This window comes from Mycobacterium sp. SM3041, from assembly GCF_039668335.1.
Taxonomy (GTDB): domain Bacteria; phylum Actinomycetota; class Actinomycetes; order Mycobacteriales; family Mycobacteriaceae; genus Mycobacterium.
Genome location: NZ_JAYXBQ010000082.1, coordinates 173384 through 199205, shown reverse-complemented (window position 1 = coordinate 199205; position 25822 = coordinate 173384). Strand labels below are relative to the sequence as shown.

Annotated in this window: 24 protein-coding genes; 10 read left to right on the top strand and 14 right to left on the bottom strand. The window is 67.9% G+C overall.

The genetic code is table 11. The annotated features are described in order from the left end of the window. Positions 1-63 precede the first annotated feature (63 nt). Positions 64-495, top strand: coding sequence for a 50S ribosomal protein L11 (gene rplK / locus VXD91_RS30300; RefSeq protein ID WP_043401604.1), 432 nt, complete (start codon positions 64-66; stop codon positions 493-495). A 91-nt stretch (positions 496-586) separates the two neighbouring features. Then, positions 587-1297: a 50S ribosomal protein L1 gene (rplA, locus tag VXD91_RS30295; RefSeq protein WP_061001845.1), complete on the top strand. Its 711-nt coding sequence runs from the start codon at positions 587-589 to the stop codon at positions 1295-1297. Positions 1298-1357: 60 nt separating this feature from the next. Here rplA and VXD91_RS30290 read toward each other — a convergent pair whose 3' ends face one another. Genes VXD91_RS30290 through VXD91_RS30265 form a run of 6 tightly spaced genes read right to left on the bottom strand, consistent with a single transcriptional unit; the run spans position 1358 to position 7493 of the window. Next, positions 1358-1639: a hypothetical protein gene (locus tag VXD91_RS30290; protein ID WP_135356843.1), complete on the bottom strand. Its 282-nt coding sequence runs from the start codon at positions 1637-1639 to the stop codon at positions 1358-1360. 47 nt (positions 1640-1686) lie between these two features. Further along, positions 1687-2715, bottom strand: a complete 1029-nt coding sequence (locus VXD91_RS30285) for an alpha/beta hydrolase fold domain-containing protein (RefSeq protein ID WP_135356844.1) — start codon at positions 2713-2715, stop codon at positions 1687-1689. Further along, positions 2712-4241 (bottom strand): NAD(P)/FAD-dependent oxidoreductase, encoded by a 1530-nt coding sequence (locus tag VXD91_RS30280; RefSeq protein ID WP_135356845.1) that lies wholly within the window; start codon positions 4239-4241, stop codon positions 2712-2714. Before VXD91_RS30280 ends, VXD91_RS30285 begins: the two co-directional genes overlap by 4 nt. Further along, positions 4238-5764 (bottom strand): NAD(P)/FAD-dependent oxidoreductase, encoded by a 1527-nt coding sequence (locus VXD91_RS30275; RefSeq protein ID WP_135356846.1) that lies wholly within the window; start codon positions 5762-5764, stop codon positions 4238-4240. The genes VXD91_RS30280 and VXD91_RS30275 overlap by 4 nt, the downstream gene beginning before the upstream one ends. An 11-nt stretch (positions 5765-5775) precedes the next feature. Beyond that, positions 5776-6639, bottom strand: a complete 864-nt coding sequence (locus tag VXD91_RS30270; protein ID WP_061010589.1) for an SDR family NAD(P)-dependent oxidoreductase — start codon at positions 6637-6639, stop codon at positions 5776-5778. Further along, on the bottom strand, positions 6636-7493 hold the full coding sequence (locus tag VXD91_RS30265; RefSeq protein WP_135356847.1) for an SDR family NAD(P)-dependent oxidoreductase: 858 nt from the start codon (positions 7491-7493) through the stop codon (positions 6636-6638). Before VXD91_RS30265 ends, VXD91_RS30270 begins: the two co-directional genes overlap by 4 nt. Before the next feature lie 362 nt (positions 7494-7855). Here VXD91_RS30265 and VXD91_RS30260 point away from each other — a divergent pair, with 362 nt between their 5' ends. Next, on the top strand, positions 7856-8512 hold the full coding sequence (locus tag VXD91_RS30260; RefSeq protein WP_346417112.1) for a TetR/AcrR family transcriptional regulator: 657 nt from the start codon (positions 7856-7858) through the stop codon (positions 8510-8512). Positions 8513-8591: 79 nt separating this feature from the next. Continuing rightward, positions 8592-9242 carry a M15 family metallopeptidase gene (locus VXD91_RS30255; protein ID WP_064858294.1) on the top strand — a complete coding sequence of 217 codons (651 nt, stop codon included), beginning with the start codon at positions 8592-8594 and terminating at the stop codon, positions 9240-9242. A gap of 1 nt (position 9243) precedes the next feature. On the opposite strand, the gene VXD91_RS30250 is transcribed toward VXD91_RS30255, so the two are convergent. After that, positions 9244-10188, bottom strand: coding sequence for an endonuclease/exonuclease/phosphatase family protein (locus VXD91_RS30250; RefSeq protein ID WP_061003119.1), 945 nt, complete (start codon positions 10186-10188; stop codon positions 9244-9246). Between the two features lie 364 nt (positions 10189-10552). Between VXD91_RS30250 and VXD91_RS30245 the strand changes: the two genes are divergently transcribed. Continuing rightward, positions 10553-12262 carry a cellulase family glycosylhydrolase gene (locus tag VXD91_RS30245; protein WP_167838023.1) on the top strand — a complete coding sequence of 570 codons (1710 nt, stop codon included), beginning with the start codon at positions 10553-10555 and terminating at the stop codon, positions 12260-12262. 58 nt (positions 12263-12320) lie between these two features. On the opposite strand, the gene VXD91_RS30240 is transcribed toward VXD91_RS30245, so the two are convergent. The 4 genes from VXD91_RS30240 to VXD91_RS30225 all read right to left on the bottom strand — a co-directional run bounded on the left by VXD91_RS30240 (position 12321) and on the right by VXD91_RS30225 (position 16831). Beyond that, complete coding sequence (locus VXD91_RS30240) at positions 12321-13217, bottom strand: cyclopropane mycolic acid synthase family methyltransferase (protein ID WP_061003116.1); 897 nt, start codon at positions 13215-13217, stop codon at positions 12321-12323. 211 nt (positions 13218-13428) lie between these two features. After that, positions 13429-14355 (bottom strand): alpha/beta hydrolase, encoded by a 927-nt coding sequence (locus tag VXD91_RS30235; protein WP_135356850.1) that lies wholly within the window; start codon positions 14353-14355, stop codon positions 13429-13431. A gap of 51 nt (positions 14356-14406) precedes the next feature. Next, on the bottom strand, positions 14407-15759 hold the full coding sequence (locus VXD91_RS30230) for an AarF/ABC1/UbiB kinase family protein (protein WP_135356851.1): 1353 nt from the start codon (positions 15757-15759) through the stop codon (positions 14407-14409). A 73-nt stretch (positions 15760-15832) separates the two neighbouring features. After that, positions 15833-16831, bottom strand: coding sequence for an oxygenase MpaB family protein (locus tag VXD91_RS30225; RefSeq protein WP_135356852.1), 999 nt, complete (start codon positions 16829-16831; stop codon positions 15833-15835). Between the two features lie 74 nt (positions 16832-16905). Between VXD91_RS30225 and VXD91_RS30220 the strand changes: the two genes are divergently transcribed. Then, complete coding sequence (locus VXD91_RS30220; protein ID WP_135356853.1) at positions 16906-17505, top strand: TetR/AcrR family transcriptional regulator; 600 nt, start codon at positions 16906-16908, stop codon at positions 17503-17505. A gap of 55 nt (positions 17506-17560) precedes the next feature. Here VXD91_RS30220 and VXD91_RS30215 read toward each other — a convergent pair whose 3' ends face one another. Together VXD91_RS30215 and VXD91_RS30210 are read right to left on the bottom strand one after the other, a co-directional pair. Then, complete coding sequence (locus VXD91_RS30215; protein WP_135356854.1) at positions 17561-18160, bottom strand: DinB family protein; 600 nt, start codon at positions 18158-18160, stop codon at positions 17561-17563. A 2-nt stretch (positions 18161-18162) separates the two neighbouring features. Then, the gene (locus VXD91_RS30210) at positions 18163-18741 is read right to left on the bottom strand and encodes a DinB family protein (RefSeq protein ID WP_167838024.1); all 579 of its coding nucleotides are present in this window, start codon (positions 18739-18741) and stop codon (positions 18163-18165) included. Here VXD91_RS30210 and VXD91_RS30205 point away from each other — a divergent pair. Genes VXD91_RS30205 through VXD91_RS30190 form a run of 4 tightly spaced genes read left to right on the top strand, consistent with a single transcriptional unit; the run spans position 18740 to position 25462 of the window. Further along, positions 18740-19699, top strand: coding sequence for a YafY family protein (locus VXD91_RS30205; RefSeq protein WP_346417111.1), 960 nt, complete (start codon positions 18740-18742; stop codon positions 19697-19699). The two genes, VXD91_RS30210 and VXD91_RS30205, sit on opposite strands and share 2 nt — an antisense overlap. A gap of 43 nt (positions 19700-19742) precedes the next feature. Next, on the top strand, positions 19743-23936 hold the full coding sequence (locus VXD91_RS30200; RefSeq protein ID WP_346417169.1) for an NEW3 domain-containing protein: 4194 nt from the start codon (positions 19743-19745) through the stop codon (positions 23934-23936). Then, a complete protein-coding gene (locus VXD91_RS30195; RefSeq protein WP_346417110.1) occupies positions 23933-24544 on the top strand; it encodes a malonyl CoA-ACP transacylase in 612 nt (203 codons plus the stop codon). The genes VXD91_RS30200 and VXD91_RS30195 overlap by 4 nt, the downstream gene beginning before the upstream one ends. A gap of 9 nt (positions 24545-24553) precedes the next feature. Continuing rightward, on the top strand, positions 24554-25462 hold the full coding sequence (locus tag VXD91_RS30190) for an ROK family protein (RefSeq protein WP_346417109.1): 909 nt from the start codon (positions 24554-24556) through the stop codon (positions 25460-25462). On the opposite strand, the gene VXD91_RS30185 is transcribed toward VXD91_RS30190, so the two are convergent. Next, positions 25363-25791 (bottom strand): helix-turn-helix domain-containing protein, encoded by a 429-nt coding sequence (locus tag VXD91_RS30185; RefSeq protein ID WP_346417108.1) that lies wholly within the window; start codon positions 25789-25791, stop codon positions 25363-25365. The genes VXD91_RS30190 and VXD91_RS30185 overlap by 100 nt on opposite strands. Positions 25792-25822 lie beyond the last annotated feature (31 nt).

The following is a 25822-nucleotide window of genomic DNA, read 5'->3' as shown; positions in this document are numbered from 1 at the left end:
CTCGGCTCCCGGTTAGCAGGAACGTAGTCGCGCCGCGACTACCTAGAAAGGAACACCACACCAATGGCCCCGAAGAAGAAGAAGGTCGTCGGGCTGATCAAGCTTCAGATCCAGGCCGGCGCGGCCAACCCCGCCCCGCCCGTGGGTCCGGCGCTCGGCCAGCACGGCGTCAACATCATGGAGTTCTGCAAGGCGTACAACGCCGCGACAGAAAGCCAGCGCGGAAACGTCATCCCCGTCGAGATCAGCGTCTACGAGGACCGCACGTTCACGTTCGTCCTGAAGACCCCGCCGGCCGCCCGGCTGCTGCTCAAGGCTGCGGGCATCCAGAAGGGTTCGGCCGAGCCGCACAAGACCAAGGTCGCCAAGATCAGCTGGGACCAGGTCCGCGAAATCGCCGAGACCAAGAAGGAAGACCTCAACGCGAACGACATCGACGCCGCCGCCAAGATCATCGCCGGCACCGCGCGCTCGATGGGTATCACCGTCGAATAGTTCGACCCACAAGTCGAATAGTCGACCTTAAGCAACACGTGGAAGAGCCCGCTTCGGCTCGCTAACCACAACCTCTGAACTGGAGATTTGAATGAGCAAGAACAGCAAGGCATACCGCGAAGCTGCCGAGAAGGTAGACCGCGACAACCTGTACACCCCGCTCCAGGCCGTCAAGCTGGCCAAGGAGACGTCCTCGAAGAAGCAGGATGCGACCGTCGAGGTTGCGATCCGGCTGGGTGTCGATCCTCGTAAGGCAGACCAGATGGTGCGTGGCACCGTCAACCTGCCGCACGGCACCGGTAAGACCGCCCGCGTAGTGGTGTTCGCGGTTGGTGAGAAAGCCGAGGCCGCTGTGGCCGCCGGCGCCGATGCCGTCGGTAGCGATGACCTGATCGAGCGTATCCAGGGTGGGTGGACCGACTTCGACGCCGCGATCGCGACGCCGGACCAGATGGCCAAGGTCGGTAAGATCGCCCGCGTCCTCGGCCCGCGTGGTCTGATGCCGAACCCGAAGACCGGCACGGTCACTCCGGACGTGGCCAAGGCCGTGTCCGACATCAAGGGCGGCAAGATCAACTTCCGCGTCGACAAGCAGGCCAACCTGCACCTGATCATCGGCAAGGCCTCGTTCGACGAGGTCAAGCTGGCCGAGAACTACGGTGCCGCGCTGGACGAGGTGCTGCGCGCCAAGCCGTCGTCGTCGAAGGGCCGTTACCTGAAGAAGGTCACCGTCTCGACGACCACCGGCCCGGGCATCCCGGTCGACCCGGCCGTCACCCGGAACTTCACCGAAGAGGCCTGAGCCACAACAGCTCTGACAACGGACCCCCGTACGACTCCGGTCGTACGGGGGTTCGTTGTCTTAGACGTACCAGTGGATGGTGTGCAGTCCGCGGTACACGCGCCCGAAGAACTGCGTGTGCCGTCGGCGGAAGGTGTCGATGGCCGACGGCGGCACACCGACTCTGGCGGCCGCCCGTAACACGATCTGATCCCGAACTCCTATGTGCGCCTTCTCGATCAGCCCGATCACCGCATCCGTGGTGAAGTGGATGCGGTCCACTCCGTGCCAGAGCCGGGGAAGCGGGGCCGGGCGCTGTTGCATCCAGGCGGTGATGCGTTGGCGAAAGACCGGTTGGGGCATGGAGATTCCGTTCTGTTCAGTCGGTTGCGGAGCGGGTATCGCCACGGTCATGCCGCCGTGCTGTGGTCGGTCGGCAGCGGCGCGGCAGCGGCGTCGACAAACGCGCAGAGGGCGCGCCCCATGTCGGCTATCGCGGCCCGGGCATCGGGAAGGATGTCGGCCCCGGCGTGGAAGACGTGCAATGCGCGATCCCAGATCTGCACGGTGCAGGGCACTGCCGCATCACGGCAGCACCGGGCCAGTTGTTCGGCGTCGGCCAGGAGGACCTCGGTCGAGCCGACCTGGATGAAAACCGGTGGGAGCCCGGTGAAGTCGTGATTCACCGGCGACCACCGCGGATCCAGATTGCGGCCGGCAGCGAAACCCATCAACGCCGGGACCGAGAGCGTGAAGGCCGACAGCACGGCGTCCGTCCGATCGTTGGCGTGGGCCAGCCTGCGGGCCGGGTCGAGATCGGCCCACGGTGCGATGGCACCGATGCCGCCGGGCATCGGCAGTCCGCGCTCACGTGCGGCCAGCGCAGCGGCGAAGGTCAAACCGCCGCCCGCGGAATCGCCGGCGAACACGATCTTGTCGGGTGCGAAGCCCAGCCCGAGCAGGTACTCGTAGGCGTGGAGCGCGTCGGCGACGGTGTCCGTGATGTGGGCTGCCGGCAGCTGCCGGTAGTCGACGTTGAGCAGCGGGATGCCCGCGGCGCGGGTGATGCGGCCCGCGATCCGGCGATGACTGTGCAGCCCACCAGCCACAAAACCACCGCCGTGGAAGTAGAGGATCGCACCGCCGGTGACCTCGTCGGGTCCGGCGATTGTCTTGTGCCACAGCCATTCCGCGCGGAAGTCGGCGAAGCGCAGCGCGCGGCGGCGGGTGCCGCGCGGTGCCCGCAGCGGGACGGTGACGAGCTCCGCGAGGTTGGCGATGCGGAACGCGGGAGTGCCGCGCAGTGGGCCGCGGTAACCCAACATCGCAATCGCGTCGAGCGCAGGTCGAATTGTTCTGCGGCCCAACGCATCGGCGATCCGTAGCGCCATGCTCGCTCGGCTGGGCAATTCGATGGTGACGCAGTCGATTGCGCTCATACCCGAACTTCCTCGGTCGTGGCCGCGATGTCGTAGCGGTAGTCGTCGAGCGGGAACTTGCGGTTGCCGCGGCTCGCTTCGAAAAATCCGGAGGGACGGATGTACGTGGTGTCGCCCTGCGAATTGCGGTAGTAGGTTGGCACATGCCCGTTGAGGTCAGCGAGGTAATAGCGCAACAGGTCGGCACGTTGGTAGGTCGTGCGGTGGTAGGCGTCGGCGGCTTCGCGGCGGATTTCGCAGACCTGCGCCGCGCGGCGGTGGGTCTCGCTGATCGCGCGAATGGCATGGTCTGCAGTCATTTCCACGAACGCGTGCCAGCCTGACCCGGTCCACGAGTACGGGCCGCACAGTGTCCACCGGTTGGGTAACCCGGGCACTGAGACGCTCTCGTACGCCTGCAGCCCTTCCTTGTTGTAGAACTTGGCGAGGTCGAAACCACCTCGGCCCATGACGGTTCCCGGGCGATACGTCTCCGGGTCGGAGAACACCTCGTAACCGGTGGCCAGGATCAGCACGTCCAGCTTGTGGAGAATTCCGTCGCGGGTCCGGACGCCGGTCGGCGTGATCTTCTCGATGGGATCGGTCACCAGCGATACGTTGGCGCGGTTGTAGGCCTGCAGGTATCCGTTGGACATCGTCGGCCGTTTGGCGAGCAGACCGAAGTTCGGCGTCAGCTTCGCGCTGGTCTCCGGGTCGTGCACCGTCTTGGCGACGAATCTGCGGTAGCCGCGGATGCAGAGCGCGTCGGCTCGGTCGAGCGTCGCATGCGAGGTCCGCAGTGCCCCACGGAGAACCAGGTCGACCACGACCAGGACGCCGCCGTGGATCGTGGCCTGCACACCGGGGATCGCCAGCAGCTTCTTCATCGCTGCGGGTACGCGGAAGTCGGGTTTCGGAATGGACCAGACCGGGGTGCGCTGGAACACCGTCAGATGGCCGACCTCCGGTGCGATCGCCGGAATGATCTGCACCGCACTGGCTCCCGTGCCGATGATGCCGACGGCCTTGCCGGCCATGTCGTAGTCGTGGTCCCAATCCGTCGGCCGCTGCACCTTGCCTTTGAACGATTTCGCACCGGCAATCCCGATGTCCTCCTTGGGCCGGACGAACGCGCCCACCGCGCTGATCAGGAACCGCGCCGTGACGACGGAGCCGTCGGCGGCGTGCAGCTTCCAGAAACTGCCGGTGTCGTCCCACTCCTCCCGCTCGATGTCGGTGTTGAACCGGATACGGTCGTACAAACCGTATTTTCGGGCGACATCGACGTGGTACTGCTTGACCTCCGCGCCTTTGGCGAAGAAACGATCCCAGTTCGCGTTGCGGGCGAACGAGTACTGATACGCGATGGTCGGGATGTCCACGCCGAGACCGGGGTAGTGGTTCTCGTGCCAGCTGCCGCCGACATCGTCGGCGCGTTCGAGGATGACGAAGTCGTCGATGCCGGCCTTGCGGAGCTTGACCCCCGCGGCGATCCCGCCGGGCCCGGCGCCGATGACGGCAACCTCGAATTGTGGCGTTGTACTCATGCGCTCACGCCCTCGGGCACGTGCACCGTGTTGCGGGTGAACCGGTAGTCCGACAGCGGGAAATGCTTTTTCGCCCAACGCATCTCCAGAACCGTGGTCGGGCGGAACGCCGCGGCGTCGCCGTGATGATTGAGGTAGTAGGTGTTGGAGCCGCCGCACGCCGAGGTCATCAGCGGAGTCCCCGCCACGCGCTTCTGCATGTCCGCGAAGAAGCGGTCGTGCGGCTCCTGCTTGACCTCCACACGGGTGGCGCCACGCTGCCGCGCCTCGGTGATCACGCGCACGGCGTGGTCCCCGGTCGACTCGATCAACACCAGATACGAGCCCGGCGCATAGGCGTACGGCCCGATGACAAGGAAGGCGTTGGGGAACTTCGGCGCCGAGACGCCCTGATACGCCTGATAGCGGTTGGCTTCCCAGAACTCGTTGAGATCGACGCCGTCGCGGCCCAGGGTCGGGAACGGCGGCGTACTGCCCTTGGCCATGACCTTGAATCCGTTGGCGCACAACAACACATCGATGTCGTGCGCCGCGCCGCCCTCGGTCACCACCGCGTCGGGGATGACCTTTTCGATGGGGTCGGTCACCAGATCGACGTGCGGCAGGTTGTAGGTCTTGAAGTACTCGTTGTGCATCGACGGCCGCTTACAGCCCAGTAGGTACCTCGGCGTGAGCTTCTCCCGCGTCACCGGATCCTTGACCTGCGTACGCATCCAGAGCTTCAGCGCGGCTTCCGCACCGCGGATGAGCGGCTTCATGCGCCGCCCGTGCAGCATGCCGGCGCCGACACCGACCTCGACACCCACCATGCCGATCGCGCGCAACGGCGCGCGCAGTATCGGGGTGCCCAGTACGGCCTTGGTGACCGGCCCGGTGTTCCAATCCGGCTTGGGCGCGACCCAGATCGGGGTGCGCTGGAACACCGTGAGGTGGGAGGCGACTTTGGCGACCTCCGGAATCAGTTGCAACGCACTGGCGCCCGTGCCGATCACGCCGACCCGCCTACCGCGCAGATCGACGCTGTGATCCCAGGCGGCCGTGTGCAGCACCGTCCCGCCGAAGCTGTCGATGCCCGCGATATCCGGGAGGTTCGGCACCTCCAGGCCGCCGATGCCCGCGATGATGAACCGGGCCGTCACCTCGCCGGCGTCGGTACTGACGTGCCAGATGTCGTTCGCCTCGTCGAACCGGCAGCCGGTGACCGTGGTGTTCAGGCGCAGCTTGGGCCGCAGCCCGTGGGCGTCCACGACCTCCTCGGCATACGCCTGAATTTCGTGGCCCGGTGCGAAAAGCCGCGACCAGTAGCCCTTTTGGTGATAGCTGAACTGATAGATGAACGACGGAATGTCGACGGCGACGCCGGGGTAGTGGTTGGCGTTCCACGTCCCGCCGACCTTGTCCCATTTGTCGAGGATGACGAAGTTCTCGATGCCGGCCTGCCGGAGCCGGACGCCGGCGTTGATGCCGCCGAAGCCCGCACCGATGACGACGACCTCGAATTCGGGGGTCTCGCTGGATGTCATTGTCATATCTCCTATTTCCCGGTCAGCCGGGCGAGTGTTTTACCAGCGAAGGGGATCACCGATTCGATGCGTTCGAAGGACGCGCGCGCGAGCACCTCGCGCGTGAGGCTGGGGGAGAGCCGGAACAGCCCGTACAGCAGCCAGGCTTCCGGTGCGACCGGCACGATGGCCGAATTCCACCGCACGGCCCGTTCGATCGCCCGGGCCACCTTCTGCGGCGAGGTGTAGGCATATCGCTGCATACCGCCCGCGCTCTCGCGCCACGCCGCCTGCTGCGCCGCGGTGAGTCCGGCCCGTTCACCGTTCGCGAGCAGGTTGGTGCGGATGGCGCCCGGACAGATCGCCGTGACGCCGATCCCTTTGCCGCGCAACTCCACTCGAAGCGACTGCGAGGCCATCAGGACCGCCGACTTCGCGACGCCGTATGCGGGCTCGAGTCTGGACGGGAAGTACGCCGCCGCCGACGACAGGTTCACGATATGGCCGCGAATCCCGTCGTCGATCATCTGTTGCGCGAAGACCCGCGATCCGTAGATGACGCTCATCAAGTTGATGTCGATCTCACGCTGCCACTGGGCGGCGCTCATCTCGACGAACCCGCCGAGGTCCATGACGCCCGCGTTGTTGATCAGCACGTGGGGCGCGCCGAAGTGGGCAAACATCCACTCGCCGAAGGCCCCCCACTCGTCGTCTGCGGCCACATCCAGCCGGTAGGCGACGGCTTGGCCGCCCGCGCCGACGATCTGCTCGACCGTCTCCTTCGCGGCCGGCATGTCGGTGTCGGCGACGACCACCCGACCGCCCTTGGCGGCGAACAGCTTTGCCGTCTCGCGCCCGATGCCGGCACCTGCGCCGGTGACGATGACGTTCTTCATCGTCTACCTCCGAAGAGCTTGCCGGACAGGGCGACTGCCTTGTCGGCGATCGACATCGTGAACAGTCCCAAGAATCCGCGCGCCGCACTCGGTGACAGCCGGTACAGATACCAACCGGCCCAGGCCTCGATGCCGACCGGCACCGTCGATAGGTTCCAGCGCACCGCGCGTTCGATGGCAGTTGCCACACGATCCGGGGAACGGCCGAAGTGACGATGTCCGGCGGCGAGGTTCGACGACCAATCCGCACTGTCGCCGTCGTTCACGCCACCGCGAGTTCCGTTGGCGGCCAGGCTTGTCCGGATCAGTCCGGGGCAGATCGCGCTGACGCCGATGCCCTTGTCGCCGAACTCGGCACGCAGCGCCTGCGTGCCGAACCACGCTCCGGCCTTGGCGACCACGTACGAGGGGGCGATGGGCGTCGGCATGAACGCGCCGACCGAGCACACATTGACGATGTGACCGCGCGTGCCGGAGTCGACCATGCGCTGCACGAACAACCGAGACCCGACCAGCGGGCTCATCATGCTGATCTGGATCATCCGCCGCCAGTCCGCGTTGGTCTGTTCCAGGAATCCGCCGCCGATCAGGATGCCCGCGTTGTTGACCACGACATCGGGCACGCCGTGCTCGACGCAGACCCAAGCGGTGAAATCCTCCCAGTCGTCGAGGTCGGCGACGTCGAGTCGCCGGAACGCGGCGCTGCCACCGGAGTTCTCGATCAGCTCGACCGTCTCCCGGCCGGTCTGCTCGTTGATGTCGGCCACCACGACCTCGGAGCCGTTGCGGGCGAACCGCAAGGCCGCCGCACGTCCGATGCCGCTACCGGCACCCGTCACCACTGTCACCGCCATGGTCGACATCCTTCGGCAGTGCTGGTCGTGCTGTGCGTATCGGTCATTTCGACTCCTTGGGGCGATCGCAATGAAAAGAATTGAGCAGTAATCAATTTCGCTGGGCGGGACGCGTCGCCGGGTCTACGTCTTGCTCATCGCGGACATGGGCATGGCGCCGCCGTCGGGCTGTCCGCCGTGAAGCCGATGTCACATTTCGGATAGTGGCCCTATTCGGATATGGGAGCAATATCAAACTTCCGGCGCGTCGACGCGGTAGTCTGGCCTCTCGTCGGCGACCGGTTGGCGGACCTGCGGAGGACACTGTGGCGGCTCGGAAAGTGTTGACACGCGCGGAGAGTCAGGCACAAACGCGCCAGGATGTGCTCGATTCGGCGGCGCGGCTGTTCTACGCGAACGGGTATCACGGCACCTCCATCGCAGCCATCGCGGCCGACGCCGGCCGCACCATCGGCGCCGTCTACAGCAACTTCGCGGGCAAAGAGGCGCTCTGCCTCGAAGTCCTCCGCACGAGGTACCTCACGGAAACCACCAAGCTGCTGGAAATGCTTGTCGGCGAGTCGGATTCGGTGGACGACAGGTTCGGGGTGCTGGCGATCTGGTGGTCGCGGTTGTCGTCGGACATCCCGCTCACGGTGCTCGGCTCGGAGTACCTGTTGAGCACTTTGGGGGACCCCGAGCAGACTGCCGGAACCATGGACACCATCAATCGGTTCCGGGAGTCGGTCCGGGTGATGATCGAGGACCTGATACCCGAGGGCGTCGACCCCGCCGACCCGCGATTGGACGAGGCGATCGACGCCATCGTGGCGACCGGAAGCGGACTGGCGATATCGCAAGCCATCGGGATGGCCGACGCCGACCAGAGCGCGGCGCTGTTGGTGACCACGCTGCGGATGTGGATGGACCGGCTGGCCACACCGCAGGCGGCAGATGATCGGCCTGACAAGTCCGCGCCGACGAAGAATCGGCGGGCCGGTGCCAAGAACACCAGAAAGCCGGTGTCGCCCGGGCGCTGAGCCCGCCGACCGCCTTGGAGCGCCGCGACTTCCGGCGATCCCGTGGTTGCCCGGTGCCGGGATCTGGCAACCTCGACACATGTTCGTGCGAACCCTCGCGGTGATGTTGGGAGCCGCGCTCGCGGTGAGTGATGTCGGCACGGCCTCGGCAGCACCACAGCCCGCCCCGCCGCCGGTGTCACCGCAGGCCGCCGCGGCCGGATTGATCGACGTCCGGACCGTCGTCCCCGACGCGGTGATCGACCTGCGCTACGCCACCCCCAACAACTTCGTCGGCGTCGCGCTGTACCCAGCCGATGCCCGCTGCCTGATCCACGAGTCCATGGCGCCGGGGCTGGCCACCGCCGCCCGGATACTGCGCGCGCACGGCGAGGTGCTGACGTTCTGGGACTGCTACCGCCCGCATGACGTGCAGGTGCGGATGTTCCAGGCGGTGCCCGACCCCAACTGGGTCGCCAAACCCAGCCAGTTCGCGCGCAGCCACGAGTCCGGCCTGTCGGTGGACGTGACCATCACCGGCGTCGACATGGGTACCGATTTCGACGACTTCACGCCGCGCGCCACGGCCTACGCGACCGTGGGAGTCACCCCCGCGCAGCAGGCGAACCGCGCGCGGCTGCGCGACGCCATGGTCGCCGGCGGGCTGACCGTCTACCCGGGGGAGTGGTGGCACTTCAACGGGCCGGGCGCATCGGAGCCGCGCCCGATCCTCGACGTGCCGGTGAACTGAGTCAGCCGGCGACCAACTGCGCCAGCAGCGCCCGGTGGTCGGAACCGGGCACCTGCAGCGTCCGCAGCGACGTGGCCACGTACCCGCGCGTCAAGATGTGGTCGACGGCGAAAACCGGCGGCGCGACGATGTCGGACGGATGAGTGCGCACCACACCGGCACCGGCCTGCGCGCCGGCATCCTGATAGCCCTGCCGCAGCAGCCGGCGGAACTCGCGCATGTCCGGCGTCGCGTTCAGGTCACCGGCCAGCAGCACCGGGCCGGTGCTTGCCCGGGCCGCCGTCAGCAACGTGCCGGCCAGTCGCGCCAGGTCGTCGCGCCAGCCTTGGAGCGGATCGGGCCACGGCGCGGACAGGTGGACGGTCAGCACCCGGGTGGGGGCGGGCGCCCCGGGCACGTGGACGTCGGCGGCCAGCATTCCCAGCCAGAAGCCGTCATCGATGCGGACGTCACTGATCGGGTGGCGGCTCCACAGTCCGACGCCACCGGGCTCGTCCATCTCGCGCAGCGCCCGGTGCGGGAACAGCCGGTCCAGCCCGGCGGCCTCCAGCCGCGCCAACGCGGCGGGTGTAAGTTCCTGCAGCGCAACGATATCCGCGCTCGCCTCGGCGTACCGGACGACGGCTTCGGCATCGGCCCGCCCGTAGCGCAGGTTGGCCGACAGGAACCGAAGCGCCGTCCCCGACGGCGCCTTCGTGCGCCGGAACAGAGGCACTTGTACGGCAATCGCAGCGACAGTGGTCGCGACGGCGACCGCGGTCAGCGGCCAGTTCCTCGCGGCGCCCAACAGCACGGCGCCCACCGGCGCGCCCATGGACACGTAGGGCGCACCGGCGGCCAGCGCCAACAACGATCTGTTGACGATCGGAACCCACCGCATCGCGATCGCCGCCGCGGCTGCACAGAGCGACAAGGCGCCCGCGTACGTCAGAACCGACTGCCACATCGCGATGATTCGCCTCCGTGTTCTCGTGTTCGGGCTGCTGCCGCGCGTCACGCCATCGTGAATGTACCGGACGTGGGTTCGGACCCATGTTGGTGACTTTGGCAACGGTAATTCGTATTTGCTGAGCTTGGTAATTATGTGTGCTATGCAACGTGCGTGCGCAGATTTATTGGAAAATTCTGTCAGGAGTCTATCAGCCGGCTGTGAGTAGATATAGCCGTTTCACCTGGTTGTTGACCATAGGTATGTTTATTTCTCTAACGGTTCTGCAGATTTGTTGTCGTCAATGGAGGTAATTTCTCCGCCATTCATCGACGGCCTTTTAGCAATTCGCTGGCCAGTCGTTCGGGGTGAGGAGGCTGGCATGTATTGGTCGCTGCGCGCATTGGTCCGCGCCTGTTCGTTCCGCTGTATTATCGCGATGCTCCCGATCGCGCTGATCTGTGCGTACGCGCCGCCGAGTGTGCCGTCGAATCCGACCGCCCAGATCGTGCCCGCTGCGGAGATCGTGTCCGCGCCGTCGACGATCGGGATCGCCGACTCGGGGCTGTACGGACAGACTCAGGCGCAGATCGACCAGACACTCGACACGCTGCAGTCCATCGGGGTCCAGGACATTCGCGTGTTCGTCCCGTGGATCTTCGTCGAGCCCGCGCAGGGCACCTACAACTGGTCCTACATGGACATGGTCATGCAGGCCGCGGCCGACCGGAACATGGGCGTCATGGTGGAAATCGCCAGCACGCCGACATGGGCGGGCTCGTCGACCTCCATCACCGGTGCCGGCACACCCGACCCCGCCACGTACGCGTCATTCGCCGCCGAGGTGGCCAAGCGCTACGGCTCGACCATCTCGGCCTACGAGATCTGGAACGAGCCGAACTACGTGCTGTCCTCGGATCCCATCGATGCCACCGCCTATGCGGCGCTGCTCAAGGCGGCCTATCCGGCGATCAAGGCGGTCGACCCGACCGCCACCGTGGTCGCCGGCGCGCTCGGCAGCGTCATCAGCTTCGGCAGCATCACGCTCGATCCGGTGACGTTCGTCAAGGAGATGCTGGCTGCCGGGGCCTCCGGCTACTTCGACGCGTTGTCGTTCCATCCTTATCAGGAGTCGCTGCCCTTCTCGTCGGGCGCCGGAGTCGCGAATTCCCCACTGATGCAACTCAATGCGATCTATCAGCTCCTGCAGCAGTACGGCGACGGCAACCTCAAGATCTGGATCAGCGAGTTCGGTGCGTCCACCAACGACGTCAGCGAGCAGACCCAGGCCGACCTGATCAAGAATCTGATCGACACCTGGCAGACCCTCGCGTATGCCGGGCCGGTGTTCATCTACACCGCGCAGGACGGCGTCGCCGGTGCGGACGGCTTCGGCATCTACAACGCCGACTGGACGCCGAAGCTGGCAGTCGCCGTCATCGAGGCCGCGATCAAGGAGTACGCCAGCAGTGCGGCCGGCGGTGTCGGCTCGACAGTCGGGGGAGTCGTCTCCGGGGTGACGGCGATCGCCCAGTCGCTGGCGAGTCTGCTGAATTCGATCAGCCTGGCGATCCAGGGTGAGTTCCAGCAGCTCGGCAAGGCCATCAACGCCTGGGTGACGGCCGTCAGCTCTCACCTCAGCGGAGCACTGCCGACCGCCACGCCGTTGGCTGCGAAGGCGGCCGCAAAGACCGGCACCACCGCTACCGAGACATCCGCCGCGACGACGGCCACGGCGGAATCCGAGGGAACCACGTCGACGGGAGCCACGTCGACGGCAATCAAGGTGAAGAAGCGTGCCAAGGTCGCCGGGTCGACCACGTCGACGACGGCCGACAGCACCGCGGCATCGGATACCGCAGCGGCAGGCACGGCGTCGGATACCGCCGCGTCGACTGATCCGTCCGGCAAGACATCGGTCACCGCCAAGCCGCGCAAGGCCGCCGGATCGAGCGCGCACGCCAAGGGTGCGCGTGACAAAGCCGCCAAGTCGGACACATCAGGCGATGAGGCGTCGACCCCGCCCGTCGTCGAGAAGCGCTCGCACCGTCACGGTGACGCAAGCGCGAAGTCCTCGGCATCCGCCAACTGATCCCGAAAACGAGTAGCGCCCCCGACCTCGGGTCGGGGGCGCTACTCGTCGAAAATGCTTACGCGGCTTCCTTTTCCTTGGTGTAGGTCACCAGGCTGACGTCGAGGCACTCGTCGAGGAAGTAGTACTGGCAACCGGTCAGATACTTCATGTAGCGGTCGTAGTTCACCTGGCCGGAGATCGCGATCGCCTCGTCCTTGTGGTGCTCGAGGTTGGCCGCCCAGACGCCGAGCGTCTTGATGTAGTGGTTACGCAGCGACAGCGGCTCGGGGACGTTGAAGCCGGCTTTTTCGCCATGATCGATCATCATTTGCGTGGTGGGCAGGCGACCGCCCGGGAAAATGTCTGTGGCCATGAACTTGATGAACCGCGCCATCTCGAACGACACCTTCTTGCCGCGGGCCGACATGTCGAAAGGGTGGTAGCTCACACTGCTCTGGATGGTCATGCGTCCATCGGCGGGCATGATCTCGTAGCAGTTCTTGAAGAAGTCGTCATAGCGCTCGAAGCCGAAGTGTTCGAAGGCCTCGATCGACACGATGCGGTCCACCGGCTCGTGGAACTCTTCCCAGCCCTGCAGCAGCACCGGGTGCGAACGGTCCGACTCGGTGTTCCTCAGCAGTTCCGTGCAGAACGCCTGCTGGTTCTTGCTCAGCGTCAGACCGATGACGTTGACGTCGTACTTCTCCATGGCGCGCTGCATCGTCAGGCCCCAGCCGCAGCCGATCTCCAGCAGCGTCATGCCGGGCTTGAGGTCCAGCTGTTCGAGGTGCTGGTCCACGTTGGCAAGCTGCGCCTGTTCCATCGTGACGGTAGGTCCGGTGAAGTAGGCGCAGCTGTACTTGCGGGAGTTGTCCTGGAAAAGTCCGAAGAAATCGTCAGACAGGTCGTAGTGGGCTTGGATGTCCTCGAAATGCGGCCGCATGTCCTTGGCCCCAGTCGAATCCTGAATCATCTGTAACACCTTACTTGACCTTCCTCACTCAGTGGTGATGCCGGTCACTAAATCACAATCGTGACCGCACAATACCTGGCCCCCAACCGATTCCTTGACGTTGGTGTAACGCGCCGTCACGGTCAGTCGAGACAGCAAACGTAACCGCCTTCAGGCCGGAAGCCGCGTTCATTCCCCCAGCGTGGCGGCGGCTGTGACCGGACTGATACGTCTACGGGATTTCGGCAAATGTGGTGGCCAGTTCACCGGCAATGTCGTCCCAGAGGGGCTCGGGCAGGTCATGACCCATGCCGTCGAACAACACCAACCGAGCGCGCCGGATCGCTTTGGCCACTGCTCGACCACCGCTCGGTCGCATCAGTTTATCGGCTCGACCGTGGATGACGACCGTGGGGACGGTGATCATCTCGTCGTAGCGCCGCAGGCTGCCGCTGCCCAGGATGGCCCCGAAGTGCCGGGCCACGCCGACGGGGTAGTAGGAGCGGTCGTAGCTTTCGGCGGCGTCGGCCTCGGCCCGGTCGAGCGGCGTAGGGTAGCCGGGGCTACCGATGATGCGGCCGACGTTGACCGCGTTGGCGATGACGCCGGCGCGCGACGTGTCCTGCGGCCGCGTCGTGATGGCCTTGAGTTGCTTCGGCCCGGGCGGCGGCAACAGCGGCTGGTTGTTACTCGAGAAGATGACGCCGAGCGTCTTGGTGCGGTGCTGGTAGCGCGCCGCGAAGACCTGCGCGATCATGCCACCCATCGACCCGCCGACGATGTGTGCCTGCTCGATCTGGAGGTGATCCAGCAGTGCCGCGGCGTCGTCGGCCATGTCCTCCAGCGTGTAGACCGCGTCGCTGCGCAGGCCGGCGTACGAGCGCAGCATCCGGGGCAGCAGCGCGGAACCGGAGCGCCGGCCCTCGATCTTGGTGGACAGGCCCACGTCGCGGTTGTCGAACCGGATGACGCGGTAGCCCCTCTCGACGAGCTTGTCGCAGAACCCTTTTCGCCACAACAGCAGCTGCGCACCCAGGCCCATGATGAGCAGCACCGCCGGATGGTCCGGGTTGCCCATGTCCTCGTAGGCGATGTCCAGGTCGCCAGAGCGGGCGAAGCCGGTCCGGACCTCGGGGGTGGTGTCTCGTTCGGGCTGCATGGGCCTAGTCCTCGGATTCTTCGTGATTCATGGTCGGATGCGGCCGGCGGCCTACTCCTCGGCGTTCTTGTGGTCGCGGCTGATATCCACCATGAAATTGGCGAAGTAGCCCTTCAGCTGGGGATCGCTCATCATCTGCCACCGCGGTGCCAGCAGCTTCATGTACCGCTCGACGTAGAGGAACTGCTTGCCGATCAGGACCAGCTCGCGCGGCAGCTTGACGTCGTACGCGTCGGCGAGGGTGGACAATTGCTTGCCGATCTCGGCGTAGGACAGGTCGCCCAGCGACTTCATGGTGAGCGGCGTGGTGAACGCCTCCAGGTCCTTGGCCGCCTGGCCTTCCGGCTTGACCGTGCCGACGGCGCCCATCATGACGACGATCCGGCCGGCCGCGGCGTGATCCTTCGAGACCAGCAGCGCGTAGACGAGTTCGCGCAGCAGCCACCGCGTCCGCGGGTCGATGCGGCCCATGATGCCGAAGTCGAAGAAGACGATCTTGCCGTCCTTGTCGACGTGGAGGTTGCCGGCGTGCAGGTCGCCGTGGAACAGGCCGTGCTTGAGGCCGCCCTCGAAAACGCTGAACAGCAGGGCCTTGACCAGTTCCTCACCGTCGAACCCGGCCTTGCGGATGGCGGCGGCGTCGTCGATGCGGATGCCCTCGACGCGTTCCATGGTCAGCACACGCTCGCTGGTCAGGTCCCAGTAGACCTGGGCCACCCGGATGTTCCGGCCCAGCGGCGAGGCGTGCATGTGCGCCACCCAGGCGTCCATGGACTGCGCCTCGAGCCGGAAGTCGAGTTCCTCGGCGAGGTTGTCGGCGAAGTCGGCGACCACGTCCTGCGCGGAGAGCCGCTGGCCCAGCTTGGCCAGCTCGGCGATCTGCGCGCCGCGCTTGAGAATCTGCAGATCGGCGGCCACGCGGCGGCGGATGCCCGGGCGCTGGATTTTGACGACGACCTCTTCGCCGGAGTGCAGCGTCGCGTAGTGCACCTGGGCGATGGACGCGGAGGCGAAGGGCTCGTCGTCGAAGGTGGCGAAGAGGTCGGCCGGGTCGCCGCCGAGTTCTTCGCGCAGCAGCTTGTGCACCTCGTCCTTGTTGGCGGGCGGAACCCGGTCGAGCAGGCTGCGGAACTCGCGGCTCAGCGGCTCGCCGAAGGCCCCGGGGCTGGACGCGATGATCTGGCCGAGCTTGACGTACGTCGGCCCGAGATCGGAGAAGGCCTTCGGGACCTGCTTGATCACCTTCTGCTGCAGGCTGCCCTTAGAAAAGGCATTGCCGACGACCCGTATGCCGGTCCGGGCGAGCTGCCAGCCGGTGGCCCCGATGCGGGCGGCTTCGACGGGTAACGGCACCCGGTCCAGCCTGGCACCTTCACGGTGCGGTGTCTTCCGCGTAGAAGTCATTGGTGAAGTGTCTCAAAACCCCGGGTACCGCCAAAAAGGTGTGTCTCGCGTCGCGCCGTTTCGCCGGCGCGGATCAGACGAAGACGCTTTCGATGTCGGCGCGGCTGCGGACCGGGTCGCTGCCGGGCACGTACGCCGGGACCGTGTGCGGTGCCAGCTCCGGGTCGACCCCGCCTTTGACGCGGGCCTTGGCCTGACGGAATTCCGGGAACGGTCCGGCGGCGGCGTGCAGGCCGTTGATGATCGACCACACGACCACGCGGCGGGCCGTGCGCTCGATCGGGTTGGGGTCGGTGTGGCCCAGCAGCTGCTTGGCCCACTTCGGCATGGTGTCCCGCACCGCCCAGTCGACGGCGCTCTGCGGCATCGGCAGGTTCGGGCCGGTGGCCATGGCGGCGCCGTGCGTCAGCGCCAGCCTGGGGAGATAGGACTTCAGGCACTCGAGGGTCTCCGCCTTGGTCGTGGGCAGGTCGGTGCCGCCGAGGGCGTGCCCGACACGGATGAACTCGCCGTAGTAGCGGTCGAGTTTCTTGCCGCGCAACGGGTTCGGGTGGTAGAGCTCGTGCGCGGTGGCCAGACCCCACACGACGGTCGCGTAGTTCCAGCGCAGCCAGTCCGGGTCGTCGGCGTCGTAGGCGGCGCCGTCCGGGCGGACCCCCTTGATGGTGTGGTGCATGGCGCGCACGGTCCGGGCCAGGTTCTCGGCGGTCTCGGTGCTGCCGTAGGCGGTGCCGATGAAGAACGCGATGGAGTGGCCGAGCCGCACGGCCGCGCCCTTGGGGTCGATCACCGGGACGGCCTCGCCGTTGTCGTCGCGCTGGACCAGGCGCGAGTGGTGCATGCCCATCCAGTAGATGGACGGGTCGAGGCGCTCGATGAACGCGGCGCACTGCAGGCCGAAGACCAGCGCCTCGGTGTGGGAGTGCACATGCCAGACAGCGCTGCCGGGGCCGAACCAGCCCGGGTCGCCGGCGGGACCGGCGAACTCCATGCCACGGAAATAGTTCCGCCGGATGGTCTGGTCGAACCGGTGCTGAAGCTGGTGCTCGATGAACTGGTGCGGCAGGTACACGTCAACCCCTTCTGGTCACGGTCGTAACCAGAATAGTATTTGGTGACGGGTGTGACCAGACCTAGGCTGTAGGGATGTCGACACCGACCAGGTGGGCGGGGGTTCCGCTCGACGACCGCCGCGCCGAACGGCGCGGGCTACTGGTCGACGCGGCATTCGAATTGTTCGGCTCCGGTGGCGAAACGGCGCTGTCGGTCCGCTCGGTGTGCCGCGAGTGCGGACTCAACACGCGCTACTTCTACGAGAGCTTCGACGGCATCGACGAACTGCTGGGCGCCGTCTACGACAAGGTCAGCATCGAACTGGCCGCCATGGTCGACGCCGCGATCACCGTCGCGGGCGACTCGGTGCGGGACCGGACCCGCGCCGGCATCGCCGCGGTGCTGGGCTTCGGTTCCGCCGATCCGCGGCGCGGGCGGGTGCTGTTCACGGAAGCCCGCGCCAACCCCGTGCTGGCCGCGCGCCGCGCCGTCACGCAAGACTTGCTGCTCGACGCGGTCCTCGCCGAGGGCGGCCGGCCGCACCCGAATTCGGACCCCGTCGCCGCGCGCGTCGGTGCGGCCATGTACACCGGCGCCATGGCAGAGCTGGCCCAGCAGTGGCTGTCCGGCGCGTTGGGCGCCGATCTGGACGTGGTGGTCGACGCGGCGCTGGCGCTGGTGCTGCGCCGATAACGACGAAATGGCTGCTCCGCCGTGGGGCGGGAGCAGCCATTTCGTGGATCCCGAGTTACTTGGCGGCGGGCCGCCAGCGCTTGATGTATTCCGTCTCCGGCCATTCCTCCTCGGCGGCCAGCAGTTCGTACATGGTGGCGCGGTCGATGGATTCCCGGATGATGTCGGCGTGGCCGGCGTGCCGGGACAGCTCCTCGATGAGGTGCATGCCGACCCACCGCACATTCCAGTGGTCGATGTCGGTCGGGAACCACGGCACGTCGTGCGGAATCGGCACCAGCGCGTCCAGGTCGAGTTCGGCGAAGGCCTGCAGTGTCTTGGCGTTCTGTTCGCGCAGTGCGGCCAGCAGGTCGCCGAGCTTCTCGTCGTCGCGCATGACGTGTTGGTCGGCGTACTCGGCCATGATCTCGGCCATCGGCCGGGTGTCCGGTGGCGGGAAGTCGGGGGCGGCCACCGCGCGCTCGACCCAGCCCGCTTGAACGGCGGTGACGTGCTTGATGAGGCCGCCGACCGACTGGGCGCTCACCGATGGGGTGGAGCGGGCCTGCTCATCGGTGAGGCCGTGGGCGACGGCCGCGAAGGCGTCCTGCTGGAACGCCAGGAAGTTGACGAGGGTCTGACGCTCGTCACCGGCGGGTGCGGGCTGTCCGGGCATGCCTACTTCTCCTTCTTCGTGTGGGTGTAAAGGTCACGGATGCAGGCGATTTCCGCTCCGTGGTGAATGACTTCGCGATTGATGTGCAGCACGAGGGTGGCCATTGAGAAGTCAGCGTAGGGACCTTCGGCCGGTCCGCACGGCCGGGCCAGCGCTGCATCGTCGAGGCCGCGGACCCCGGTGATCCAGTTCGCGTAGGCGGCGTCGAGCTGCTCCAGCGCGGTGCGGGCGTCGCGGGCGTACGGCCACGACTGATAGTCGGCCTGGGGCCCGCCGAAATGTGAGTGATTCCGCATGGCCAGGACACCGACGATGACGTGCGCCAATCGCCAGGCGATGGTCGTGAACGGCTCGGGTTGTGGTGGGGGATAGCTGAAGTCGATGGAACCGTCGGGGTGCAGGGTCCAGCAGCCGGGCACCGGCTCCCAGAAGTATTCGTCGTCGGTCAGTCCCTCGAGTCGGGGGCGCAGCTGGTGTTGCCAGTGCCAGTCGAGTTGGTCGGCCAGTTCTTCGGTCACGTGTAGAGCCTGACATCTAATTAGGACTGTTTCTGTCCTATGAATGCGGCAGAGTGTTGTCATGTCCGAAACGACGAGTCGCGTGCTGCAACTGCTGGGGCTGCTGCAGGCACGCCGGGTGTGGACGGGCCAGGAGCTGGCCGACCGGCTCGGCGTCACCGGGCGCAGCGTCCGCCGCGACATCGAGCGGCTGCGCGACCTCGGCTATCCGGTGCACGCCAGCAAGGGCCGCGACGGCGGCTATCAGCTGGGCGCCGGCGCCGCGCTGCCGCCGCTGCTACTCGACCCCGAAGAGGCCGTCGCGATGGCGGTGTGTCTGCGCCTGGCGGCCGGCGGCAGCGTCGCGGGCGTCGGGGAGTCGGCGCTGCGCGCGCTGTCCAAACTCGACCAGGTCATGCCCGCGCGGCTGCGGTCGCAGGTGTCCGCGGTGCACGACGCGACGGTGACGCTGACCGGCGGCGGTGCCGTCGAAGCGGTGTCGCCCGACGACCTGATGACGCTGGCGCGTGCCTGCCGGGACCACGAACACGTCCGGCTCGGCTACACCGACATCCGCGGCAACAACACCGAGCGCCGGCTCGAGCCCTACCAACTCGTCACCACCGGGCGCCGCTGGTACCTGCTGGCGTACGACCGCGACAAGCAGGACTGGCGGACGCTGCGGCTGGACCGGATGGTCGACGTCAAGGCCGCGGGCACGACGTTCGCGCCGCGCCCGGCGCCTGATCCGGCGGAGTTCGTGCGCCAGGCCATCACGGCGTCGCCGTACCGCTACGTCGCGCGGGTCCGGTATGAGGCGTCCGAAAGTCAACTGGCGCAGATGTTTTCCGCATCATCGGCACAGATCGTGGCGGACGGTCCGGACCGCTGCGTGGTGACCGCCGGGGGCGACGACCCCGAGCGCATCGTGCTGTACCTGGCGATGCCGGGGTATCGGTTCGAGGTCCTCGAACCGCCCGAGGTGATCGCCGCGGCCGCGGTGGTCGCCGACCGGTTGCGTGCCGCAATGCCTCCCGAGTAGCGGCGCTGCGCCGTATGGTGCAGGGGTGTCGACGGGACGACTCCTGCAGGTGACGGCCGTGGTTTCCACCGAGTTGTTCGTCGGCCCGGCCGACGAACCGCTGCAGCTGGTCCGGGTGGACTACACGGGATGCGCTGAGGTCGCCGAGTTGCGGGTCGTCGGAGAGGGGCTGAGCGGCCGGGCCCTGGCTCAGCCCGGTGCCGGCTTCGTCGAGATTCCGGTGGTTGTGCAGGGCGGACAACCGGGCCAGGTACGGGCCGCGCATCTCGAGATCGGCGGTGAACAGATCCCGTTCGAGTTCGTCGTCGCCGAGCCCGGCTGGACCATGCACATGATCAGCCACTTCCACTACGACCCGGTGTGGTGGAACACGCAGGCCGCCTACACCAGCGTCTGGACCGAGGACCCGCCCGGCCGCTGCCGGCAGACCAACGGCTTCGAGCTGGTCACCGCACATCTCGAAATGGCAAGGCGCGAACCGGAATACAAGTTCGTCCTCGCTGAGGTCGACTACCTCAAACCCTACTGGGACACCCACCCCGAGCAGCGCGCCCAGTTGCGCGCGCTGCTCGCCGAGGGCCGCGTCGAGATCATGGGCGGCACCTACAACGAGCCGAACACCAACCTGACCAGTCCGGAGACGGCGATCCGGAACTTCTTGCACGGCATCGGGTTCCAGCGCGACGTCATGGGCGCCGACCCGGCGACGGCCTGGCAGCTCGACGTGTTCGGCCACGACCCGCAGTTCCCGGGCATGGCCGCCGACACCGGCCTGACCTCCAGCTCGTGGGCCCGCGGCCCGCATCACCAGTGGGGCCCGATGCACCGCGACGGCGACCCCGAACGCATGCAGTTCGCCAGTGAATTCGACTGGATCGCGCCGTCTGGCCGCGGGCTGCTGACGCACTACATGCCCGCGCATTACGCCGCCGGCTGGTGGATGGACTCGTCGGCGTCGCTGCAGGAGGCCGAGGCGGCCACCTACGCCACGTTCGCCAAGCTGAAAAAGGTTGCGCTGACCCGCAATGTGCTGCTGCCGGTGGGTACCGACTACACCCCGCCCAACAAATGGGTCACCGACATCCATCGTGACTGGGCGGCGCGCTACACCTGGCCCCGCTTCGTGTGCGCGCTGCCGCGGGAGTTCTTCGCCGCCGTGCGTGCGGAACTCGCCGCCGACGGCACCCAGCCGTCGCCGCAGACCCGCGACATGAACCCGATCTACACGGGCAAGGACGTGTCGTACATCGACACCAAGCAGGCCAACCGGGCCGCCGAGCACGTCGTGCTGGAAGCCGAACGGTTCGCGGTGTTCGCCGGATTGCTCACCGGCGCCACCTATCCGCAAGCTGCCCTGGCCAAGGCCTGGGTGCAACTGGCCTACGGCGCACACCACGACGCCATCACCGGATCGGAATCCGACCAGGTGTACCTCGACCTGCTCACCGGCTGGCGCGACGCGTGGGAACTCGGCCGGACCGCCCGCGACAACGCGGTGGCATTGCTGTCGCGAGCCGTCGACGGCGACATCGTGGTGTGGAACCCGTTGGCGCACAGCCGAACCGACATCGTCACCATCCACCTCGACGAACCGCCGGCAGGGCCGGTCCTCGATGCCGACGGCGCGCCCGTCCCGGTCCTGATCGAAGACGACGGCCACACCGTCACCTGGGCGGCCCACGACGTGCCGTCGCTCGGGTGGCGGGGATACACGCTCGGCGACGCCGTGACGCAACCGGCGTGGGCGCCCGCGTCCTGGGAACCGATGTCCGGCACCAGCATCGGCAACGATCGCTACCGCTGCACGGTCGACCCCGACCGCGGCGGCGCGGTGTCGTCGCTGGTGCGCGCGGGCGTCGAGCTGATCGGCGCGGGCCGGGTCGGTAACGAGATCGCCGTCTACGACGAGCATTCCGCGCATCCGACCGAACACGAAGGGCCCTGGCACCTGTTGCCCAAGGGGCCGGTGGTGGGCTCCGCCGAGCGCGCAGCCGAGTCGGTACAGGCCTACCGCAGCGCGCTGGGGGAGCGGTTGATGGTCACCGGGCGCATCGGTGACGTGCTGCGGTACACCCAGACCATCACGCTGTGGCGCGGTATGGACCGCGTGGACTGCCGCACCGTGGTGGATGAGTTCACCGGCGCCGACAAGCTGTTGCGACTGCGCTGGCCCTGCCCGGTGCCGGGTGCGATGCCGGTCAGCGAGGTCGGCGACGCGGTGATCGGCCGCGGTTTCGGGCTACTGCACCAACGGGATTCGCACGACGCGGTCGACACCGCCGAGCACCCCTACACCTTGGACAACCCCGCCTACGGGTGGTTCGGGCTGTCCTCGGCGGTGCGGGTCCGGGTCCGCGACGCGCACGGCGAGAGCGTGCGGGCGGTGTCGGTCGCCGAGGTCGTCGCGCCGGACGCCGCCGACCCAGAGTCGCCGACCCGCGACCTGATGGTCGCGCTGGTGCGCGCGGGGGTGACGGCCACCTGCAGCAGTGCCGGCAAGCCGCGCTACGGCGACCTCTCCGTCGACTCCAACCTGCCCGACGCCCGCATCGCACTCGGCGGCCCCGACGAGAACGCTTTCACCGCAGCGGTATTGGCGGCAGCCGAGCCCCGCTACGGCGCCGAACTGCGGCACCGCCTGACGGCCGGGAACGCGCGGCTCTGGGTGCCCGCCGACGCCGACCTGGTGCAGCGGTGGATTCCCGGCGCCGACCTGACAGGGGTGCGGGCTCTGCCGGTGCTGATCGTCGCCGGACCCGGCGCCATCGACGAGCTGATCGCCGCCCTCGCGACCACCGAGATCACCGTCGAGCAGGACGCCGCGGCGGGCATCGGGCCCTTCGAGGCCCGCAGTGTGGCGGTGCTGAACCGCGGCGTACCGGGTTTCGCCGTCGAACCGGACGGCGTCCTGCACACCTCGTTGCTGCGGTCGTGCACCGGCTGGCCCTCGGGCACCTGGATCGACCCGCCGCGCCGCACCGCACCCGACGGGTCGAACTTCCAGCTCCAGCACTGGACCCACACCTTCGACTACGCCATCGCGGCCGGCGACGGCGACTGGCGCGCCGCGGGCATCCCGGGCCGCAGCGCCGAATACTCCCAGCCCCTGCTCGCGGTGCGCACCGACCATCCCGCGGTGGCCGGCGGATTGCCCTGTACCGGTTCACTGTTGGGCGTCGAACCCGCATTCGAGGTGACGCTGGCCGCGCTGAAGGCCACCGGCAACCCGATCGCGGCCGGCAGCAGCGCGCCCGTCGACCCGAGCGCGGGCATCACCCTGCGCCTGGTCCAGACCTCGGGACGGCCGACCGAGGTCGACGTCACCTCTGGCCTCCGGCACCTCGAAGACGTCGAACGACTCGACCTGCTCGAACAGCCGATTGCCGGCAGAAAAGACCTGCGGCTGCACGGTTTCGAGATCGCCACCGTGCGGGCCCGACTCGACCTGCCGCACGTGCTCAACGGCGACCACGCCACCCTGGCGCCGGATGCCGAAGTCGCCCAACCGGTTTACGCCCGGTACTGGCTGCACAACCGCGGCCCCGCACCGTTGGGCGGACTGCCCGCGGTCGCTCATGTGCACCCCACCGAAGCCGCCGGCGCACCGGGCGCCCCCGTGCCGTTGCGCGTCACCGCCGCCAGCGACTGCACCGACGCCACGCTCCACGGCCGGGTCCGCGTGCTGTGCCCCGACGGCTGGTCGGCCACCCCGGACGAACTGCCCTTCGTGCTGCCGCCCGGCGGCTATCTGGAAACCGAAGTGCAGCTGGACCTTCCGGCCGACGCCCCCGCCGGCCGGTATCCGGTGCGGGTCGAGCTGGCGGTCACCGGCGGCGACAAGCACCATCAGGTTCCGGCCGCCTGGCGTCAGATGGTCGAGGACGTCTGTGTCGTCACCGTCGGCGAACCCGGCGACGCCCCGCTGCTGCGGCTGGTCGAGGAACCCCAACCGGTCGACGTCGTCGCCGGGCAACACGGCGATCTGAGCGTCGTCGTCGGCTCGGCCGCCGGTGCTCCGCTGAGCCTGGAGGCGCACCTGATCAGTCCGTGGGGCACCTGGGAATGGTTGGGGCCGGCCGCACTCGGCGCCGATGTGCCGGCCGGTGGCACCGTCGCATTCGACTTCGACGTCGCGCCACCGTCGTGGATCGAGCCCGGACAGTGGTGGGCGCTGATCCGGATCGCCGCGGCCGGCCGGGTGCTCTACACACCGGCGGTATCGGTGCGCGTCCGATGAACCGCATCGCCACCGTCGCCGGACGGGAGATACCCGTCGCCGCACTCGATGAGCGCGAATCACGTTTGCGGGCAAGCATATTGGCCCCGTCGCTGCCGGCGCCCGGGACCAGTGAGGGCCGGCAGCTGCGGCGCTGGCTGGCTCAGCTGCTCGTCACCGACGAGGTGGTGCGCGTGGCGGCCGGCGAACTCGGGGTCACCGACAGGGACGCGCCCACCGAAACCGACCTGCTGCCCGACGCGGCAGCCCGCATGGAGCTCGGCAGTATCGCCGCGGCCGCGTTCGAACAGCCGCTGGCACGGGCGCTGTTCGTTCGGGTGACCGCCGCGGTGCGGATCCCCGACGCGGAGGTCGAGAGCTATCACGCGCGCAACCCGCTGCGGTTCGCGCCGCCGGTACCCGGTCCCGGTGGCTGGTCCACCGCGCCGACCGTCGCCCCCGCGCTGGACGAGGTGCGGCCGCAGATCACCGCGCACCTGCTGGGTTCGGCGCGCCGGCGGGCCTTCCGGCACTGGCTCGACGCCCGCCGAGCTGAGTCGGTGCATCTGGCGCCCAGCTACGAACATCCCGGCGACCCGCGTCAGCCCGACCACGTCCACCGGCACTGAAAGCGCACGATGTCCGACCTGACCCTCGCCCTCGACATCGGTGGCACGAAGATCGCCGCGGCCCTCGTCGACCCCGACGGCGCGCTCGTGCACCGCGAGCAGCTCCCCACCCCGCACGCCGACAGCGAGCAGGTGTGGGCGACGGTCGACGTGTTGATCGGGAACGCTCTCGCCGCCGCTGCCGGGCGGCCGGTGCGCGCCGTGGGCGTCGGCTGCGCCGGCCCCATCGATGTGGTCGCGGGCACGGTCAGCCCGCTCAATGTCGTTGCCTGGCGCCAATTTCCGTTGATTCAGCGCCTCACCGACCGCACCGGCCTGCCGGTGCGGCTGGCCGGCGACGTCGTCTGCCTGGCCATGGGCGAGCACTGGCGCGGGGCCGGGCAGGGGGCGCAGTTCCTGCTCGGCATGGTGGTGTCCACCGGTATCGGCGGCGGCCTGGTGCAGGGCGGTGCGCCGTACCTCGGCCGCACCGGCAATGCCGGCCACATCGGCCACGTCGTCGTCGACCCCGACGGACCGCGCTGCGCCTGCGGCGGTCAGGGCTGCGTGGAGGCGGTGGCCTCGGGTCCGCACCTGGCGCGGTGGGCGCACGAGCACGGCTGGGACGCCCCGCCGGACGCCGATGCGAAGGCTCTCGCCGAGGCCGCCGGGCGCGGGAATCCGATTGCGGTGCAGGCATTCTCGCGTGGTGCCGAGGCGATCGCCGTCGCCATCGCGTCGGCGGCCGCCGTCTGTGACCTGGACCTGGTCGTGATCGGCGGCGGCGTGGCGAATGCGGGGGAGGTGCTGTTCGGCCCGTTGCGGGCGGCGCTGCCGCGCTACGCCGGATTGAGCTTCCTGCGCGGCCTGCGGGTGGTGCCCGCCGAACTCGGCGGCGATGCCGGGCTCGTCGGCGCCGCGGCGTTGTGGCGGGCCTGAGAAGCGTTGCGCTCCATGTGCTTTCGGCCCCAGTCGCACAGCGCCCACAACACCGGGCCCAGGGTCTTGCCGTACTCCGAGATCGAGTAGTGCACGCACGGCGGCACCGTGCCGGCGTCGTGCCGGTCGATGATGCCGTCGGCCACGAGCTCGTGCAGGTGCCGAATGAGCATGCGCTCGGTGATGCCGGGAATGCTGCGGCGGAGCTCGGCGGTGCGCATCGGCCCGTCCGTGAGCCGCCACAGAATGGTGCCCTTCCAGCGGCCGTCGACCACCGACAGGGCGGCGTCGATCGGGCACTCACCGACTTCCTTCTTCGACACCGCCACGATGCACTCCCGTCGTCGCCTCTACTGACTA

Coding starts and splice junctions, on each gene's coding strand:
- VXD91_RS30195 (WP_346417110.1), top strand. CDS start 23,933: ATGAACCGCATCGCCACCGTCGCCGGACGGGAGATACCCGTCGCCGCA.
- VXD91_RS30245 (WP_167838023.1), top strand. CDS start 10,553: ATGTATTGGTCGCTGCGCGCATTGGTCCGCGCCTGTTCGTTCCGCTGT.
- VXD91_RS30285 (WP_135356844.1), bottom strand. CDS start 2,715: ATGAGCGCAATCGACTGCGTCACCATCGAATTGCCCAGCCGAGCGAGC.
- VXD91_RS30190 (WP_346417109.1), top strand. CDS start 24,554: ATGTCCGACCTGACCCTCGCCCTCGACATCGGTGGCACGAAGATCGCC.
- VXD91_RS30275 (WP_135356846.1), bottom strand. CDS start 5,764: ATGACATCCAGCGAGACCCCCGAATTCGAGGTCGTCGTCATCGGTGCG.
- VXD91_RS30210 (WP_167838024.1), bottom strand. CDS start 18,741: ATGACAACACTCTGCCGCATTCATAGGACAGAAACAGTCCTAATTAGA.
- VXD91_RS30230 (WP_135356851.1), bottom strand. CDS start 15,759: ATGACTTCTACGCGGAAGACACCGCACCGTGAAGGTGCCAGGCTGGAC.
- VXD91_RS30240 (WP_061003116.1), bottom strand. CDS start 13,217: ATGATTCAGGATTCGACTGGGGCCAAGGACATGCGGCCGCATTTCGAG.
- VXD91_RS30235 (WP_135356850.1), bottom strand. CDS start 14,355: ATGCAGCCCGAACGAGACACCACCCCCGAGGTCCGGACCGGCTTCGCC.
- VXD91_RS30265 (WP_135356847.1), bottom strand. CDS start 7,493: ATGGCGGTGACAGTGGTGACGGGTGCCGGTAGCGGCATCGGACGTGCG.
- VXD91_RS30250 (WP_061003119.1), bottom strand. CDS start 10,188: ATGTGGCAGTCGGTTCTGACGTACGCGGGCGCCTTGTCGCTCTGTGCA.
- rplA (WP_061001845.1), top strand. CDS start 587: ATGAGCAAGAACAGCAAGGCATACCGCGAAGCTGCCGAGAAGGTAGAC.
- VXD91_RS30205 (WP_346417111.1), top strand. CDS start 18,740: ATGTCCGAAACGACGAGTCGCGTGCTGCAACTGCTGGGGCTGCTGCAG.
- VXD91_RS30280 (WP_135356845.1), bottom strand. CDS start 4,241: ATGAGTACAACGCCACAATTCGAGGTTGCCGTCATCGGCGCCGGGCCC.
- rplK (WP_043401604.1), top strand. CDS start 64: ATGGCCCCGAAGAAGAAGAAGGTCGTCGGGCTGATCAAGCTTCAGATC.
- VXD91_RS30255 (WP_064858294.1), top strand. CDS start 8,592: ATGTTCGTGCGAACCCTCGCGGTGATGTTGGGAGCCGCGCTCGCGGTG.
- VXD91_RS30270 (WP_061010589.1), bottom strand. CDS start 6,639: ATGAAGAACGTCATCGTCACCGGCGCAGGTGCCGGCATCGGGCGCGAG.
- VXD91_RS30290 (WP_135356843.1), bottom strand. CDS start 1,639: ATGCCCCAACCGGTCTTTCGCCAACGCATCACCGCCTGGATGCAACAG.
- VXD91_RS30220 (WP_135356853.1), top strand. CDS start 16,906: ATGTCGACACCGACCAGGTGGGCGGGGGTTCCGCTCGACGACCGCCGC.
- VXD91_RS30215 (WP_135356854.1), bottom strand. CDS start 18,160: ATGCCCGGACAGCCCGCACCCGCCGGTGACGAGCGTCAGACCCTCGTC.